A 15,229-nucleotide genomic window follows, 5' to 3' on the forward strand; every position below is an offset into this window, starting at 1 on the left:
AGTCGACTCGGGACGGTGACCTGCCTGCTAGTTCGCCATGTCGACGAAGCGGCTGTAGTGGCCCTGGAAGGCGACGGTGACGTTGGCGGTCGGGCCGTTGCGGTGCTTGACCAGCATGATGTCGGCCTCCCCGGCCCGCGGGGACTCCTTCTCGTACATGTCCTCGCGGTGGATCATCATGACCATGTCGGCGTCCTGCTCGATCGAGCCGGACTCACGGAGGTCGGACAGCATCGGCTTCTTGTCCTGACGTTGCTCCGACCCGCGGTTCAGCTGGCTCATCGCGATCACCGGCAGCTCGAGCTCCTTGGCCAGCAGCTTCAGCGCACGGGAGAACTCCGAGACCTCCTGCTGGCGGCTCTCGACCTTCTTGCCCGAGGTCATCAGCTGGAGGTAGTCGATGACGATCAGCTTGAGGTCGTTGCGCTGCTTGAGCCGCCGCGCCTTGGCCCGGATCTCCATCATCGTCATGTTCGGTGAGTCGTCGATGTAGAGCGGGGCGTCGGCGATCTCGCCCATCCGGCGGGCCAGCTTCGACCAGTCCTCGTCGGAGAGGGTGCCGGCGCGCATGTGGTGCAGCGGCACCTTCGCCTCCGCCGACAGCAGACGCATGGTGATCTCGTGCTTGCTCATCTCGAGCGAGAAGATCGCCGCCGGCATGTGGTGGTGCACCGACGCCGACCGGGCGATGTCCAGGCCCAGGGTCGACTTGCCCACACCGGGGCGGGCGGCGATGACGACCATCTGCCCGGACTGCAGGCCGTTGGTCAGCTCGTCGAGGTCGCGGATGCCGGTCGGGACGCCGCGGGCCGTGCCACCGCGGGAGGCGATGGCGTCCAGCTCGTCCATGGTGGGCTGCAGGACGTCGGCGAGGCGGGAGTAGTCCTCGCTCATCCGCTTCTCGGTGACGTCGTAGATCTCCTGCTGGGCCCGGTCGACGATGTCGTCGACGTCGCCCTTGCCGCCGGCCGCGCCGTAGCCGAGCTGCACGACGCGGGTGCCGGCCTCGACCAGCCGCCGCAGGACGGCCTGCTCGGCGACGATCGCGGCGTAGTAGCCGGCGTTCGCGGCGGTGGGCGTGGAGGCGATGAGGGTGTGCAGGTAGACCGCGCCGCCCATCTTGGACAGCTGGTCGGTGCGGTTGAGCTCGGCGGCGACGGTGATCGCGTCGGCGGGCTCGCCGCGGCCGTAGAGGTCCAGGACGACGTCGAAGACGATCTGGTGCGCCGGGCGGTAGAAGTCGGCGCCGTGCAGGACCTCCACCACGTCGGCGATGGCGTCCTTGCTCATCAGCATGCCGCCGAGCACGGACTGCTCGGCGGCGACGTCCTGAGGGGGCTGCCGGTCGTACTCAGGAGCCGCAGCCCGCGGCCTGCTGATGTCGTCGAGTACCGCCACGTGGTCCACCCTTCTCAGCCGTGCCCGAGAGCCCAGGGGCCCTCGACACGACGCATCCTGCTCGAACAGCTGTTCGACACACGTCTACCACCGGGTACCGACAGTCCTCGGTCCGGCGGGAGCTGGGGACGACGGTAGGAACCAGGGAGGGGGTCCGTCCAACACCGCTGTGCACGCCTCTCTGCACAACTTGTGGACAAGTCGGTGGATTGCGGTGGTCACCGTGTGGAGAGCGCGGGGGACCGGGGCCCGTCGTGTCCCGTCAACCCGCCCGTCACCTGCACTCCGCTGTGTCCCGGGGTGTGGACGGAAGAAATCTGCCGACCGACGGGGTGTTCTCCACCACCGGCGTGTCGGGTCGTTCCCGCTGGTCACACGGGCACCGCGCCAGGTGGTCCGGCTGCTCGTCCACCGGCGGGGGAGTGCGCCGGCCACCTCCCGGACCACCCTGGGGTCCACGCTCCGTCCACGGGCCGCTGGAGGCGCCGTGTCGACACGGTGGACAGGTGACCCCGGGCCCGGGAACGCCACGAGGGGCGCCGGACCGGAGTCCGACGCCCCTCGGGGCGGTGCTGTGTGCGACCCCTCCGGGGAGGGGCCGCTCGTCAGCCGGCGACGACGTCCAGGGTGACCGGGACGTTGACCTCGGGGTGGACCCGCACCGTGACGGTGTGGGTGCCGACGCTCTTGATGCTGCTGGGCAGCTCGATGCGACGACGGTCCAGCTCCGGGCCACCCGCGGCGGTGACCGCAGCGGCCACGTCGGCGGTGGTGATGCGGCCGAAGAGACGGCCACCGTCACCGGAGCGGGCGGGCAGGGTCACGGTCAGCCCGGAGAGGCGGGCGGCGACGGCCTGGGCCTCCTCGAGCGTGCGCACGTCGCGCGCGTCACGCGCCCGACGCAGGCTGGCGACCTGCTTCTCGGCCCCGCGGGTGGCGAGCATCGCCAGCCCACGCGGCAGGAGGTAGTTGCGGCCGTAGCCGCCCTTGACCTCGACGGTGTCGCCGGAGGAACCGAGACCGGTCACCTCGGCGGTCAGGATCAGCTTCATGGTGCTCATGGTCAGCGCGCCGTGGAGGTGTAGGGCAGCAGTGCCATCTCGCGGCTGTTCTTCACGGCCACGGCGACGTCACGCTGGTGCTGGCTGCAGTTGCCGCTGACGCGGCGGGCACGGATCTTGCCGCGGTCGGAGATGAACTTCCGCAGCAGGGTCGTGTCCTTGTAGTCCACGTAGGTCGCCTTGTCCTTGCAGAACTGGCAGACCTTCTTCTTGATCTTGCGGGGGGGAGGCTTCGGCACTTGGGGTTCTCCTGGGAGAGATCAGTTCAGAGATGTTGTGTGGTCAGGCCCCGTCGCAGGGGCCCGCGCCGCGCGGAGCGTGGCTCGGGGGGCGACGGGGTCCTTCGTCAGAAGGGCGGTTCGTCGGAGGACGCCGGCGGAGTCGACCAGGGGTCGCTCGCACCGCCGCCGGAGAAGCCGCCGCCGCCACCGCCACCGTTGCCGCCACCGCCACCGAAACCACCACCGCCGCCGCCACCCTCGCTGCGTGCAGCGCGGGTGACCTTGGCCGTGGCGTAGCGGAGCGAGGGGCCGATCTCGTCGACCTCGAGCTCGATGACGGTGCGCTTCTCGCCCTCCTTCGTGTCGAAGGAGCGCTGCTTGAGCCGCCCCGACACGATGACCCGCGAGCCGCGGGTGAGGGACTCGGCGACGTTCTCCGCCGCCTGGCGCCAGACGTTGCACCTCAGGAACAGCGCCTCGCCGTCCTTCCACTCCTGCGACTGACGGTCGAAGGTGCGGGGGGTCGAGGCGACGGTGAAGTTGGCGACGGCGGCGCCGGACGGGGTGAACCGCAGCTCCGGGTCGGCCGTCAGGTTCCCGATGACGGTGATGACGGTCTCGCCGGCCATGGTCAGTGGACCTCGGGCCGCATCAGCTTGGTGCGCAGGATGGACTCGTTGAGGTTCAGCTGGCGGTCCAGCTCGGCGACAGCGGCAGGCTCGGCCTGGATGTCGACGATGGCGTAGATGCCCTCGACCTTCTTCTGGATCTCGTAAGCCAGCCGACGGCGGCCCCAGATCTCGGTCTTGACGGTGCCACCGGAGTTGGTGACGACGGTCAGGAAACGGTCCAGGCTGGGAGCGATGGTGCGCTCCTCGAGCTCGGGGTCGAGGATGATCATCAGTTCGTAGTGACGCACGGAGAACCCCACCTCCTCTGGTCTCAGCGGCCGCAGGGGATCTGCAGCAGGAGGGTCGTACACGCGTCGCCCACCCCGTCCAGGCCCACGGGAGCGGGCAGCAGACGGGACGAGCACCGCACAGGCTACCAGCGCGGCCGCCCCTGCCTCCTCGCGCTGTGGACGGGGCGGCTCACCGGGCCTCCACACCGGTGCGCGCACTAGGGTCGCCGGGTGGCTGAGCAGCTGATCGGCGTGCACGTCGGACCGGGCCTGACCGAGGACAACGAGCTGGACGACGGCGGCCCGCTGGCCCGCGCCGCGGAGATGGACGCCGACGCCGTCCAGGTGTTCCTCGCCGACCCGCAGGGCTGGAAGAAGCCGCTGCCGCGCCCGGACGCCGACGCGCTGCTGGCCTCCGACGTCGCCGTCTTCGTGCACGCGCCCTACATCGCCAACGTCGCCTCGACGAACAACCGGATCCGGATCCCCAGCCGCAAGCTGCTGGCCCAGCACGCGGCGGCCTCGGCGGCGATCGGGGCGGCGGGCATGGTGGTGCACGGCGGGCACGTGCTCGCGAAGGACGACCCCGCCGCCGGCGTCGACAACTGGCGCAAGACCTTCTCCCGGCAGGCCGACGACGGCGGGTTCGGCGTCCCGGTGCTGATCGAGAACACCGCGGGCGGGGACAACGCGATGGCCCGCGAGCTGGCCGCCGTGGCCCGGTTGTGGGACGCCGTCGGCGAGTTCGGCGCCGGCTTCGTGCTGGACACCTGCCACGCCTGGGCCGCCGGCTGGGACCTCACCCGCGTGGTGGACGACGTCCGGGCGGTCACCGGGCGCATCGACCTGGTGCACCTGAACAACAGCCGCGACCCCGCTGCCTCCGGCCGCGACCGGCACGCCCCGCTGGGCTCGGGGGAGATCCCGCTCGAGCTGCTGGTCGGCGTCGCCCGCGCGGCCGGTGCCCCGGTGGTGCTGGAGACCCCCGGCGACGCCGCCGGTCACGCCGAGGAGATCGCCCTCCTCCGGGAAACGCTGGGCTGACCGGCCACGCACGGCCGCACGCACCTGCGGGACTCCGCGGACGAGCGGGACCCGACCACTGGGGACCGCGAGGAGTGGGGCCCGGAGGGTCCCGCGATCGAGCGGCTCAGCGGCTCAACGCGGCTCGGGCACGGCTGCTGGCCGCGGTGCGGCGCGCCAGCGTCGCAGTGTGCGCACATCGGGGGCGCCGTCGAGGACACCGCCGGCGGGGTCGTCGGTGCCCGACCAGCTGCGCCGCACCAGGTCGGCGTCCGGGCGCCAGACGTCGCGCACCACGAGGCCCGCGAGGACGAGGACGGCGACGTCCCGCACCCCGACGGAGAGGTAGAACCACTCGACGCCGATGCCCCGGTTGTCGGTGCCGAGGTAGTACAGCATCGTCGTGAGCCAGACCAGCGCCTCGGTGACCTGCCAGACGAGCAGCTCGCGCCAGCGCGGCCGGGCCAGCACCGCCAGCGGCAGCAGCCACAGCGAGTACTGCGGGCTCCAGACCTTGTTGAACAGCAGGAACGCCGCGACCAGCAGGAACGCCAGCTGGGGCACCCGCGGGCGCACGGGTGCGGCCAGCGCCAGGAACGCCACCCCGGCCGACGTGGCGATCATCAGCACCGCGACGGTCGCGTTGAGCACCGACGGCGCCTGCCCCGCGGCCAGCGGCCCGTCGAGGGCCTGCCCGTCGGTGAGGTCCAGCAACATCGCCCAGATGCTCTCCGGGTTGGCCGGACGGGTGTCGCTGAGGCTGAAGAAGCGGGCCCAGTTCTCTGGCGCAGCCAGGGCGACCGGCACGTTGACCACCAGCCAGGCGAGGGCGGCCGCCACCGTGGTCGCCAGCCAGGCCCGCAGCCGGCCGGCGCGCAGGCACAGCACCAGCAGGGCCCCCAGCAGCAGCACCGGGTAGAGCTTGGCGGCGATCCCCAGACCGATCAGCACGCCGGCCAGCACCGGACGGCGGCGCGCCCAGGCGAGCATCCCGAAGGTGGTCAGCGCGACGGCCAGCAGGTCCCAGTTGGTGAAGGCGTGCACCAGCAGCAGCGGTGAGAGACCGACCATCGCCGCGTCCCAGGGACGGCGGCCGGTCAGGCCCAGGACGCCGCGGGTGACCAGCAGCGCCAGCGCGGACAGCAGCAGGCAGGTGACGACGTAGTAGGTCTCCACCGGCACGGTGTCCGGCAGCAGGCCCGGGCCCGCCGCCAGCGAGTCGTAGGCCCGGCCGACCACCGCGGCCAGCTGCATCAGGCCGCCGGTGAGCACCGGGTACTCGACCGCGGAGTCCAGGTAGGGCACCAGGCCCTGGTCCTGGCCGTGGATGCCGAACAGCGGGACCGCGTCGTTGTAGCAGAGGTGGGTGTACTGCTTGGAGCCCGACCAGTCGCCGGACGCGCACGGCGCCTGCTTGGCCCAGGCGAGGGCCAGGACGGCCACGGTGAACAGCAGGCACACCCGCAGCGGCGTCCAGAACAGCGCCCGTCCGGTCACGGCGTGCCGGCCCCACGGGCCGCCGACGGCCTCGCTGGCCTGCGCCACCACCGGGTCCACCCAGCTGGGCACGACGCGGTCGGGCTCACCCGGGACGGCGAGGTCGGCCCGCCGGCGGGTCGTCACGGAGGCGCCCGACGCGACGGGCCCGCCCCCCGGGAGTGCAGGGGACGGGCCCGTCGACGGTGCGGTCACGCGGTCAGTGTGCCTGGCGGCGTCAGTTGTCCGGGGGGTCGACCGACGGTGCCGCCGAGCAGCCGGCAGCGGTCGGGTCGACGGTGCACGGGTCCGGCGCCGGACTCTCGTTCGCCGACCTGCTCGCCTCGGCCGCAGCGGCACTGCTCGCCGCGGCGGCACTGCTGGCTGCCGCGGCACTGTTCGCTGCCTGACGTGCCCGGTCGGCCTCCGCCTTGGCCCGGTCCCGTGCCCGCTGCTCGGCGGCCGCGGTGGTCTGGGCGGCGGCGGAGGACGCCGGCGCCTGCGTCTCCTGCTGCACCTGGGTGGCCTGGGCCTCGCTGCTGGTGGCCGGCGCCTCGGTCGTCTCCTCGGCGGCGTCGGTCAGCGAGGGGTCGGCCTTGATCACCGACTTCGTGGGCAGCGGCTCCTCCGGCGTGCCGGCCAGGACGGTGTCCATGAACTGCTGCCAGATCTGACCGGGCAGGCCGGAGCCGTAGATGATCTTGTCCTGGGAGTTCCGGATGGGCGCGATGCCCTGCGTCCCCATCCACACCGCAGTCGAGATCGACGGGGTGAAGCCCACCATCCAGGCGTCGGAGTTCTCCGCACCGAGCCCCTGGGTGCCGGTCTTCGACGCCACCGGGCGGTTTCCCTCCAGCGAGCGCTTGGACGCCTTGGCGACGTCCTCCATCGCGAAGGTGGTGTCGCTGGCGACGTCGGCCGGGATGACGGACCGGGCGTCCTCGGCACCGGTCACCGTGCGCAGCACCGCACCGCTGCTGTCGGCGACCTGGGCCACGAAGTGGCGCTCGTGGTACATCCCGCCGGCGGCCAGGGTGGCGAACCCGACGGCCTGGTCGATCGGGCGGACCTCGTACTCACCGATGCCGATCGCGCCACCGGTCTGGCCGTTCTCCGGGCTGGCCAGCGACGTCTTGCCCCGCAGCGTGTCCGGCACGGTGGCGTCGTCCGGCCAGGTGGGGTCGACGCCCATGGCCGCGCGTGCCTGCTCGGCGACCTTCGCCGGGCCCACGTCGTAGGCCAGGCCGTAGAAGGTGGTGTTCAGCGACTTGGTGACCGCCTCCTTGATCGAACAGGCGGCGCACTGCGCGTTGCCGGAGTTGACCACCTCCCGCTCGCGGTCCGGGAACTCCTGCGGGGACGTGCCGTCGCGCTTGGTGTCGACGCTGAAGCCGTTCTGCAGGGCCGTGGCGACCGTGTACGGCTTGAACGACGAGCCCGGCTGCTTGTAGGCCTGCGCGTAGTCGGTGGTGTCGTCGTCGGGGTTGTCGCTGCCGTGCCGCTTGTTCCCGTAGTAGGCGAGCACGCCGCCGGTGCGGGGGTCGATCGCGACGAGCGCCTGCCGCAGCGCCGGGTCCTCGCCGTCCATGACCTCGTTGACCGTGGCCACCGCAGCGTCCTGGTAGCCCTTGTTGATCGTGGTGGTGACCCGCAGCCCGGCGCCCTCGACGTTCTCGAAGGCCATCTCCGGGCCGGCCAGCTCGTCGAGCACCTGCTCGACGATGAGGCCCTCGGGCCCGGACGGGATGCCCAGGTTGGCGCCCGTCCTGGGCTGCACCGGCGGGTAGACCATCGGCGTCCGCGCGGCCGGGTCGACCCAGCCGGACTCGACCATGGCGTCGAGCACCAGGCCCCAGCGCTTCTGCGCGCCCTCGGGGTTGGTCTCGGGGTCGTTGGCGCTGGGGTTGCGGATCAGCACCGCGAGCACCGCACCCTGCTCGGCGGTCAGCTGCGAGGCCGGGACGCCGAAGTAGGTGTTGGCCGCGGTCTCGATGCCGTAGGCGCCGCGACCGAAGTAGATGGTGTTGAGGTAGTTCTCCAGGATCTCGTCCTTGGAGTACTCGTTGTCCAGCTTGACCGCGAGGAAGAGCTCCTTGAACTTGCGGCTGAACGTCTGGTCGGAGTTCAGGATCGCGTTCTTCACGTACTGCTGGGTGATCGTCGACCCGCCCTGCGTGGAGCCACCGCTGAGGTTGTTGTAGGCCGCCCGGGCGATGCCGGTGAAGGAGATGCCGGGGTCGGAGTAGAAGCTCTTGTTCTCCGCGGCCAGCACGGCGTTGCGGGCCGGCTCGGAGATCTGCGCGAGCGGGACGCTGGTGCGGTTCTCCCCGTCGGACAGCCGGGCCATCTCGGTGACGCCGTCGGCGTAGTAGAGGACCGTCGTCTGCTTGTTGGTGATCGACTCCGGCGAGGGGACCTCGGTCGAGGCGTAGACGACGCCGACGAACACGCCCAGCAGCACCAGCATGCTGACGAACGCGCCGACGAGGAACTTCAGGAAGCGCCGCCGCCGCTGCTTGCCGGTGCGCTTGCGCTTCGCCCCACCCGGCGGGCGGCCCGAGCCACCGCTGCCGGAGCTCCCGGGACGACGTCCGCCGGTCGGCGGCTTCGCCGGGGGCCGCCCGCCACCGCCACCGGACCGGGCCGCCGGCGGACGGGCCTCACCGCTGCGGGAGGCCGTCGTCCGGGTGCGGCTCGGCGCGGGACGGCGCGGCGCTGCGGCGCCGCCACCGTTCGCCGACCGGGCCGCCGGGGGGCGACGCACCGCGCCGGCACTGGGGCCGACGCGGGCGGTCTCGTCGAAGGGAGGCACGCGGTGGCCCCTTTCCTGCTGCTCGTGGGATGTCGGGTGGCGAGGTGTCGCTCCGCCCGGCTCACCCAGGATGCCGTCTCCGGCTGTGCGGCGGCAGCGAGCGGACCGGGATCCGGCTCTCGTGCACCACACGGCACACCGGTCCCAGCCGTGCGGCGACCACTCCGCCGCGACGGGGCGCCGGAGGCTGCGTGCTGCTCGTCCCGGGAGCGGCCCGGCGCGGGTCGGGACGTGCCCCTGCGTAGTCCACCACCGACCGACGTCCGGGCACAACGGGCGATGTACACACCCGGAGGGCCTGCCGGGACGCTCCCGCGACGTCGCCCCGACCGCGCAGCCAGGCGCCCGACGGCGTCCCGACTTGCGGTCCGTAGTACGTCCAGATGTATCGTCTCGATACATCGACCGGCCGAGAGTGAGGTGACACGGTGCTCGAGTTCGCCATCCTGGGGTTGCTGCACCAGTCGCCCGTGCACGGCTACGAGCTGCGCAAGGAGCTGGCCGCCGTCCTGGGCGGGCGGCGCAGCATCTCCTACGGCTCGCTCTACCCCGCGCTCAAGCGCATGCACGCCGCCGGGCTCATCTCCAGCGACGAGCCGACCCCGCGGGCCCTGCTGCCCGCCGACGCCCCGACGCTCACGGGCCGGCGCGGCAAGGTCGTCTACACGATCACGCCCGCGGGCCGGGAGCGCTTCGCCGACCTGGTCAGCGAGGCCGGGCCGGAGGCCTACGACGACGAGGGCCGCTTCGGCGTCCACCTCGCCAACTTCGCCCACACCGCCTCCGACGTGCGGCTGAGGATCCTCGAAGGCCGCCGCCGCACGCTCGAGCGCCAGCGCGACCGCCTCCTGGACTCGCTGCGCCGCACCCAGGAGCGGCTGGACCGCTACACGCTCGAGCTGCAGCGGCACGGCCTGGACTCCGTCGACCGCGAGGTCCGCTGGCTCACCGAGCTGATCGACAGCGAGCGCACCGACCCCGGTGCCGCACCGCCGGCGGCCGAGCCGCCGGCCCCCCGGACAGCACCACCCGCACCACACGGCTCGACCAGCTCCACCTGACCCGCACGGCAGCACCATCGGCACGGCACGGCACCACCAGTTCTGCACCGCACATCGTCCGGGCCCACACGGGGCCCGCCGGAGGGAGACAGTCCATGGCATCGGTCAAGGTCGCCATCGTCGGCGTCGGCAACTGCGCCGCCTCGCTCGTCCAGGGCGTGGAGTACTACAAGGACGCCGATGAGACCGCCACGGTCCCCGGCCTCATGCACGTCCGGTTCGGCGACTACCACGTCTCCGACATCGAGTTCGTCGCCGCGTTCGACGTCGACGGCAAGAAGGTCGGCCGTGACCTCTCCGAGGCGATCTCGGCCAGCCAGAACAACACGATCAAGATCGCCGACGTCCCGCCGCTCGGCGTGACCGTCCAGCGCGGCACCACCCTCGACGGGCTGGGCAAGTACTACCGCGAGATCGTCGAGGAGTCCGACGACGAGCCGGTCGACATGGTCGCCGCGCTGCGCGAGTCCGGCGCCGACGTGCTCGTCTGCTACCTGCCCGTCGGTTCGCAGCAGGCTGCGGAGTTCTACGCGCAGGCCGCCATCGACGCGAAGGTCGCGTTCGTCAACGCCCTCCCGGTCTTCATCGCCGGCACCCCCGCGTGGGCGCAGAAGTTCACCGACGCCGGTGTGCCGATCATCGGCGACGACATCAAGAGCCAGGTGGGCGCCACCATCACCCACCGCGTGCTGGCCAAGCTGTTCGAGGACCGCGGCGTGCAGCTCGACCGCACCATGCAGCTCAACGTCGGCGGCAACATGGACTTCAAGAACATGCTCGAGCGCGAGCGCCTGGAGTCCAAGAAGATCTCCAAGACCCAGGCCGTCACCAGCCAGGTCGACCGGGACATGGGCAAGGACAACGTGCACATCGGCCCCTCGGACCACGTGCCGTGGCTCTCGGACCGCAAGTGGGCCTACGTCCGCCTCGAGGGCCGCGCGTTCGGCGACGTCCCGCTGAGCCTGGAGTACAAGCTCGAGGTCTGGGACTCCCCGAACTCGGCCGGCATCATCATCGACGCCGTCCGCGCCGCGAAGATCGCCAAGGACCTCGGCATCGGTGGCCCCGTCCTGTCGGCGTCCTCGTACTTCATGAAGAGCCCGCCAGAGCAGTACGACGACAGCACCGCCCGTGACGCCGTCGAGGCCTTCATCCGCGGCGACGTCGAGCGCTGAGGAACGCCGTCCCGCTGAGGACGGTGCCGTGACGGCCCGCGCCCCCCGCACCACGGGGGCGCGGGCCGTTCCTCGTCGCGCGGCCGGCCCGCTCAGGCCGGGCTCCTAACCTAGGAGCATGCGCTCCCTCCGCCGTCCCCGTCCGCTCGCGCGCCTGTCCTCCCGGGTCGCGGTCCTCGGCGTGGTCGCCGCACTGCTGGCCGGCTGCGGCGAGGACGAGGCCGCGCAGCGGACGCCCGGTGACCCGGTCAGCACCCAGGAGGCCGAGGTCCTCAGCCAGGTCCTCTACGCCGACCGTGAGGCCGGTGGCGCCGACTTCGAGGTCCGCGCGCCCTACGCCCAGGGCGCCGAGCTGACCCTCACCGGCGAGATCGACTTCGCCCGCAGCATCGGCCGCGCCCAGGCCGTGACCACCTACGGGGACGGCCGGCCGGAGGAGACCCGCACGCTGTTCTTCAGCGAGCAGGAGCTCTACCAGGGCGACGTCCCGGGGCTGGCCGAGGCGCTCAGCGGTGCCGGGCTCCCGGCTGCGACCTACGTCCGCCGGCCGGTCACCGCCACCAACGCCAACGGCACCGCCTCACTGCTGGACGTGCTGGTGCAGATGGTCACCCGGCTGTCGGCCCGCAGCGCTGACGACCCGGGGTCCTTCGGGCAGTACACCTGGCGCGGTGCGCAGCAGGTCGACGGCGAGCTGGCCTCGCTCTTCCAGAGCGGCACCGGCGCCACGATCGCCGTGGGCGCGGAGAGCCGGCTGCTGCTGCAGTACGTGACGCGGTTGCAGGACTTCGACGTCACGATCGACCTGTCCGACCACGGCGAGCGGGAGATCCCGCTGCCCGCCGACGCCGACACGGTCGACCTGACCGCCCACCCGGAGATCGCCAGCACGCTGGGCCTGTAGCAGACAGCACAGGAGGGGGCGGCCTCTTCCCCAGGCCGCCCCCTCCTGCGGGTCCCTTCCTACCAGGCCGCGGCCCGCTGCGGGAGTCGACACGCGCAGCTGTCGACCCGGCACCCCGGGTTCAGTTGGCGGAGGGGTCCGCGGGGGCCGTCGACAGCACGCCGAGCCGGCCGGACTGACGGCGCAGCACCGACCGCCACAGCTCGGGACCGGCCGCGCCGGTCAGCAGGTCACCGGGCAGCCCGGTCACGCAGGCCCAGGCGCCCTCGGCGAGCTCGTCGGCCAGCTGCCCGTGGGACCAGCCCGCGTACCCGGCGAACACCCGCAGGCCGCCGATCTCGCCGATCAGCTCGTCGGGGTCGCTGTCCAGGTCGACCAGGTGCACCGCGCCGGCGACCTGGCGCAGGCCGCTGTCCTCGGGCAGCGGGGCGCTGCCCCGGCGGGTGGCCAGGCACAGGGCGGTGTCGGCCTCGACCGGGCCACCGATGTGGAAGACCTCCGGCGCCACGGCCAGCTCGGACCAGCCCGGGAGGACGTCGCCGATGCGCACCTCGCTCGGCCGCCCCAGCACCACGCCGATCGTGCCGGTGCCGGAGTGGTCGAGCACGTAGACCACCGCGCCGGCGAAGGTCGGGTCGACCAGACCGGGCAGCGCGACCAGCAGCGAGCCCGGACGGACGTCGTCCAGGCTCCCCACCGAGAGGTCGGGGACGCCACCGGACCGGCGTCGACCGGCGGCCTGCTCGGCCGCGGGACGACGCTCGGGGTCGGGTGACGAGGGCACCGGGTTCATCCCCTCCAGTGTGCATCAGCCACGGCCGTGAGGGGCGGCACACCGCCCCGCCCCGTGGAGCCGTGCGCGCCGTCCACCGGTCCTCCGCTCCGGGCTGGCGGGTCACCGGCAGCGACGTAGTGTTGTCCGAGTGCAGCAGGCGCCCACCACCGTGCGTCACCTCCTCCTGCGCGGTGACTTCCGCCGGCTGCTGGCCACCCGCCTGGCCTCCCAGTTCGGCGACGGCGTCTTCCAGGCCGCGCTGGCCGGGACGGTGCTGTTCAACCCCTCGCAGGCCACCGACCCGTTCGACATCGCCGCCGGGTTCGCCGTCCTGCTGTTGCCGTACTCGCTGGTCGGACCGTTCGCCGGGGTGTGGCTGGACCGCTGGAGCCGCCGGCAGGTCCTGATGGTCGCCAACCTGGTGCGCGCGGTGCTGGTGCTGGGCGTGGCCGCGCTGGTCCTGGCCGAGGTGACCGGGGCCGGCTTCTACATCGCCGGGCTGCTGGTCTTCTCGGTCAACCGGTTCGTGCTCTCGGCGCTGTCGGCGGGGCTGCCTCACGTCACCGACGAGCCGTCGCTGGTCTCGGCGAACGCGCTGTCGACGACCTCGGGGGCCATCGCCGCGGTGCTGGGCGGCGGCCTGGCGATCGGGGCGACCGAGCTGGGCGGGTCGGGTGCGGCCGGCTACGCCCTGCTGGCGCTGGTCTCCGCGGTGCCCTACCTGGTGGCGTCCGCGGTCGTCTCCGGGTTCCCCCGCCCCTACCTGGGGCCGGACCACCTGACGCTGGCGGCCACCGTGAGCGCCCGCGACGTCCTGCACGGGATGGTGGGCGGCGCCCGGCACATGCTCGCCCACCCCCCGGCCACCGCCGTCCTGTCGGTGATGGCGGTGCACCGGGTGTTCTACGGGCTGCTCACGCTGATGACCCTGCTGCTGTACCGCAACAGCTTCGAGGGCGAGTCCGGTCTCTTCCCGGGTGGGCTGGCCGGACTGGGCGAGGTCCTGGCCGCCGGTGCGGCCGGCACCCTGCTGGCCGCCGCCGTGACCCCGGCTGCGGTGCGCCGCTGGGGCAAGGCGCCCTGGGTGATCGGGCTGCTGCTGCTCGCCGGCGTCGGCCAGCTCGTGCTCGGCGGGCTGTTCACCCCGCCGGCGATCGTGGCCGCCGTCCTCACCCTGGGTTTCGTCGCGCAGGGCGTCAAGATCTGCGTCGACACGACCCTGCAGGAGTCGGTGGACGACGACTTCCGCGGCCGCGTCTTCTCCGCCTACGACACCCTGTTCAACGTCACCTACGTGGTCGCGCTGCTGGTCGGCGCGCTGCTGCTGCCGGCCTCGGGGGTCAGCTGGCCGGTGCTCATCGCCGTCGGCGCCGGCTACGTCCTCACCGCCCTCGCCTTCTCCCGCTGGGCGAAGCGGAGTGGATTCGTCGAGCTGACGCCGGCTCATCCACTCCACTCAGTGCACGAGGGCCGCGATCTCCCGGCCGCAGGACACCCGGTCGGCTCGCAGCCGCGGCACGGGGAAGCGGAGTAGCACCAGACCAGCGCCGTGCAGGGCGTTCTGCCGGCGCAGGTCGGCGGCCCAGTCCTCGGCGCTGAGGTGCCACGCACGCCCGTCGGCCTCCGCGCCCACGCCGTGCTCGCGCCACAGTGCGTCGACGAAGAACCGGCCGGCCGGTGTGTCGACGGGCGCGTTCCACTCCGGTTCCGGGAGTCCGGCCGCGACGACGACCCGGCGGAGGTCGCTCTCGCCGACCGAGCGCATGCCCCGGCGGGCGTCCTCCAGCGCGGACCGCAACCACGGGCCCAGTCGCCGGCCCAGCGCACGCGCCTCGGAGAAGAGGTCGTCGATCGAGACGAGCTCGCGCTGCAGAGCGTCGGAGACCACGTGCTCGACGTCGGCCCGGCGGTGTGCGCCCAGGCTGACGTCGACCACCGCCCGGGCGGCAGTCGTCACCGGCAGACCAGCGACGACCACCGGTTCCAAGGGACGCCGGCTCTGGTGGACGACGACGAAGCCGTGCGAGGCCATGTGCTGACCGTGCGGGCGGGACACCTCGACCATCCCCGTCTCGGGGGGTGCGGCGAAGGCGCCCGTCACCCCCGCCGTGCGGCGGCGGGGCGACAGCTCGTCCACGCGGGCCCCCCAGGCCACCAGCGCGCTGTGGTGGGACAGGCAGGCGTCAGGGCCGGCGAACTCCAGGCCGACCTGCCACCGCTCACGGCGGGTCAGCCCGCCCCCGTGCGCCACGACCACCCCGCGGACCGGCTCCTGCCAGCGTCCGGTCCGCACCGCCGTGCGGACCCGCTGGTTGCTGATGCCCGCCGCCCTCAGGTCCCGCCGGTGGGCGACGCGGCGGTCGGTGGGGAAGAGGGAGGCGCTGGGCACCGCAGCAGGGTGGCGGCAGACCGGTCACCCTCG

Annotated in this window: 14 protein-coding genes; 5 read left to right on the forward strand and 9 right to left on the reverse strand. The window is 72.7% G+C overall.

Annotated elements, in window-relative coordinates; all coding sequences use genetic code 11:
• Nucleotides 1-27 precede the first annotated feature (27 nt).
• The 5 genes from dnaB to rpsF all read right to left on the reverse strand — a co-directional run bounded on the left by dnaB (nucleotide 28) and on the right by rpsF (nucleotide 3,599).
• Nucleotides 28-1,398: a replicative DNA helicase gene (gene dnaB / locus GCU67_RS06210; RefSeq protein ID WP_163610175.1), complete on the reverse strand. Its 1,371-nt coding sequence runs from the start codon at nucleotides 1,396-1,398 to the stop codon at nucleotides 28-30.
• A gap of 605 nt (nucleotides 1,399-2,003) precedes the next feature.
• Nucleotides 2,004-2,450 (reverse strand): 50S ribosomal protein L9, encoded by a 447-nt coding sequence (gene rplI, locus GCU67_RS06215; RefSeq protein WP_163610176.1) that lies wholly within the window; start codon nucleotides 2,448-2,450, stop codon nucleotides 2,004-2,006.
• A gap of 11 nt (nucleotides 2,451-2,461) precedes the next feature.
• A complete protein-coding gene (rpsR, locus tag GCU67_RS06220) occupies nucleotides 2,462-2,698 on the reverse strand; it encodes a 30S ribosomal protein S18 (RefSeq protein WP_163610177.1) in 237 nt (78 codons plus the stop codon).
• A 107-nt stretch (nucleotides 2,699-2,805) separates the two neighbouring features.
• A complete protein-coding gene (locus GCU67_RS06225; RefSeq protein WP_163610178.1) occupies nucleotides 2,806-3,309 on the reverse strand; it encodes a single-stranded DNA-binding protein in 504 nt (167 codons plus the stop codon).
• Between the two features lie 2 nt (nucleotides 3,310-3,311).
• On the reverse strand, nucleotides 3,312-3,599 hold the full coding sequence (rpsF, locus tag GCU67_RS06230; RefSeq protein ID WP_163610179.1) for a 30S ribosomal protein S6: 288 nt from the start codon (nucleotides 3,597-3,599) through the stop codon (nucleotides 3,312-3,314).
• 213 nt (nucleotides 3,600-3,812) lie between these two features.
• On the opposite strand from rpsF, the gene GCU67_RS06235 reads away from it, so the two are divergent.
• A complete protein-coding gene (locus GCU67_RS06235; RefSeq protein ID WP_163610180.1) occupies nucleotides 3,813-4,625 on the forward strand; it encodes a deoxyribonuclease IV in 813 nt (270 codons plus the stop codon).
• A gap of 114 nt (nucleotides 4,626-4,739) precedes the next feature.
• Here GCU67_RS06235 and GCU67_RS06240 read toward each other — a convergent pair whose 3' ends face one another.
• Together GCU67_RS06240 and GCU67_RS06245 are read right to left on the reverse strand one after the other, a co-directional pair.
• Nucleotides 4,740-6,227 carry a glycosyltransferase 87 family protein gene (locus GCU67_RS06240; RefSeq protein WP_163610181.1) on the reverse strand — a complete coding sequence of 496 codons (1,488 nt, stop codon included), beginning with the start codon at nucleotides 6,225-6,227 and terminating at the stop codon, nucleotides 4,740-4,742.
• Between the two features lie 91 nt (nucleotides 6,228-6,318).
• Complete coding sequence (locus GCU67_RS06245; RefSeq protein WP_163610182.1) at nucleotides 6,319-8,892, reverse strand: transglycosylase domain-containing protein; 2,574 nt, start codon at nucleotides 8,890-8,892, stop codon at nucleotides 6,319-6,321.
• A 428-nt stretch (nucleotides 8,893-9,320) separates the two neighbouring features.
• On the opposite strand from GCU67_RS06245, the gene GCU67_RS06250 reads away from it, so the two are divergent.
• The 3 genes from GCU67_RS06250 (at nucleotide 9,321) to GCU67_RS06260 (ending at nucleotide 12,032) form a co-directional block, all read left to right on the forward strand.
• Nucleotides 9,321-9,953 (forward strand): helix-turn-helix transcriptional regulator, encoded by a 633-nt coding sequence (locus GCU67_RS06250; protein WP_163610183.1) that lies wholly within the window; start codon nucleotides 9,321-9,323, stop codon nucleotides 9,951-9,953.
• Nucleotides 9,954-10,048: 95 nt separating this feature from the next.
• Nucleotides 10,049-11,128 (forward strand): inositol-3-phosphate synthase, encoded by a 1,080-nt coding sequence (locus tag GCU67_RS06255; RefSeq protein ID WP_163610184.1) that lies wholly within the window; start codon nucleotides 10,049-10,051, stop codon nucleotides 11,126-11,128.
• Nucleotides 11,129-11,246: 118 nt separating this feature from the next.
• On the forward strand, nucleotides 11,247-12,032 hold the full coding sequence (locus tag GCU67_RS06260) for a hypothetical protein (protein ID WP_163610185.1): 786 nt from the start codon (nucleotides 11,247-11,249) through the stop codon (nucleotides 12,030-12,032).
• Between the two features lie 121 nt (nucleotides 12,033-12,153).
• Here the strand turns inward: GCU67_RS06260 and GCU67_RS06265 are convergent, their stop codons facing one another.
• Entirely contained in the window at nucleotides 12,154-12,825 is a 672-nt protein-coding gene (locus GCU67_RS06265) for a YqgE/AlgH family protein (RefSeq protein ID WP_170311011.1), read from the reverse strand.
• Between the two features lie 130 nt (nucleotides 12,826-12,955).
• On the opposite strand from GCU67_RS06265, the gene GCU67_RS06270 reads away from it, so the two are divergent.
• Nucleotides 12,956-14,341, forward strand: coding sequence for an MFS transporter (locus GCU67_RS06270; RefSeq protein WP_163610186.1), 1,386 nt, complete (start codon nucleotides 12,956-12,958; stop codon nucleotides 14,339-14,341).
• Here the strand turns inward: GCU67_RS06270 and GCU67_RS06275 are convergent.
• On the reverse strand, nucleotides 14,264-15,196 hold the full coding sequence (locus GCU67_RS06275) for a PDDEXK family nuclease (RefSeq protein ID WP_163610187.1): 933 nt from the start codon (nucleotides 15,194-15,196) through the stop codon (nucleotides 14,264-14,266). The two genes, GCU67_RS06270 and GCU67_RS06275, sit on opposite strands and share 78 nt — an antisense overlap.
• Between the last annotated feature and the right edge of the window lie 33 nt (nucleotides 15,197-15,229).

The organism is Modestobacter muralis (genome assembly GCF_010682105.1).
Lineage (GTDB): Bacteria > Actinomycetota > Actinomycetes > Mycobacteriales > Geodermatophilaceae > Modestobacter > Modestobacter muralis.

What these genes read in the sequence shown, in the direction of transcription:
- rplI (WP_163610176.1), bottom strand. Translation starts at nt 2,450, where the DNA reads ATGAAGCTGATCCTGACCGCCGAGGTGACCGGTCTCGGTTCCTCCGGC.
- GCU67_RS06225 (WP_163610178.1), bottom strand. Translation starts at nt 3,309, where the DNA reads ATGGCCGGCGAGACCGTCATCACCGTCATCGGGAACCTGACGGCCGAC.
- GCU67_RS06255 (WP_163610184.1), top strand. Translation starts at nt 10,049, where the DNA reads ATGGCATCGGTCAAGGTCGCCATCGTCGGCGTCGGCAACTGCGCCGCC.
- GCU67_RS06260 (WP_163610185.1), top strand. Translation starts at nt 11,247, where the DNA reads ATGCGCTCCCTCCGCCGTCCCCGTCCGCTCGCGCGCCTGTCCTCCCGG.
- GCU67_RS06265 (WP_170311011.1), bottom strand. Translation starts at nt 12,825, where the DNA reads ATGAACCCGGTGCCCTCGTCACCCGACCCCGAGCGTCGTCCCGCGGCC.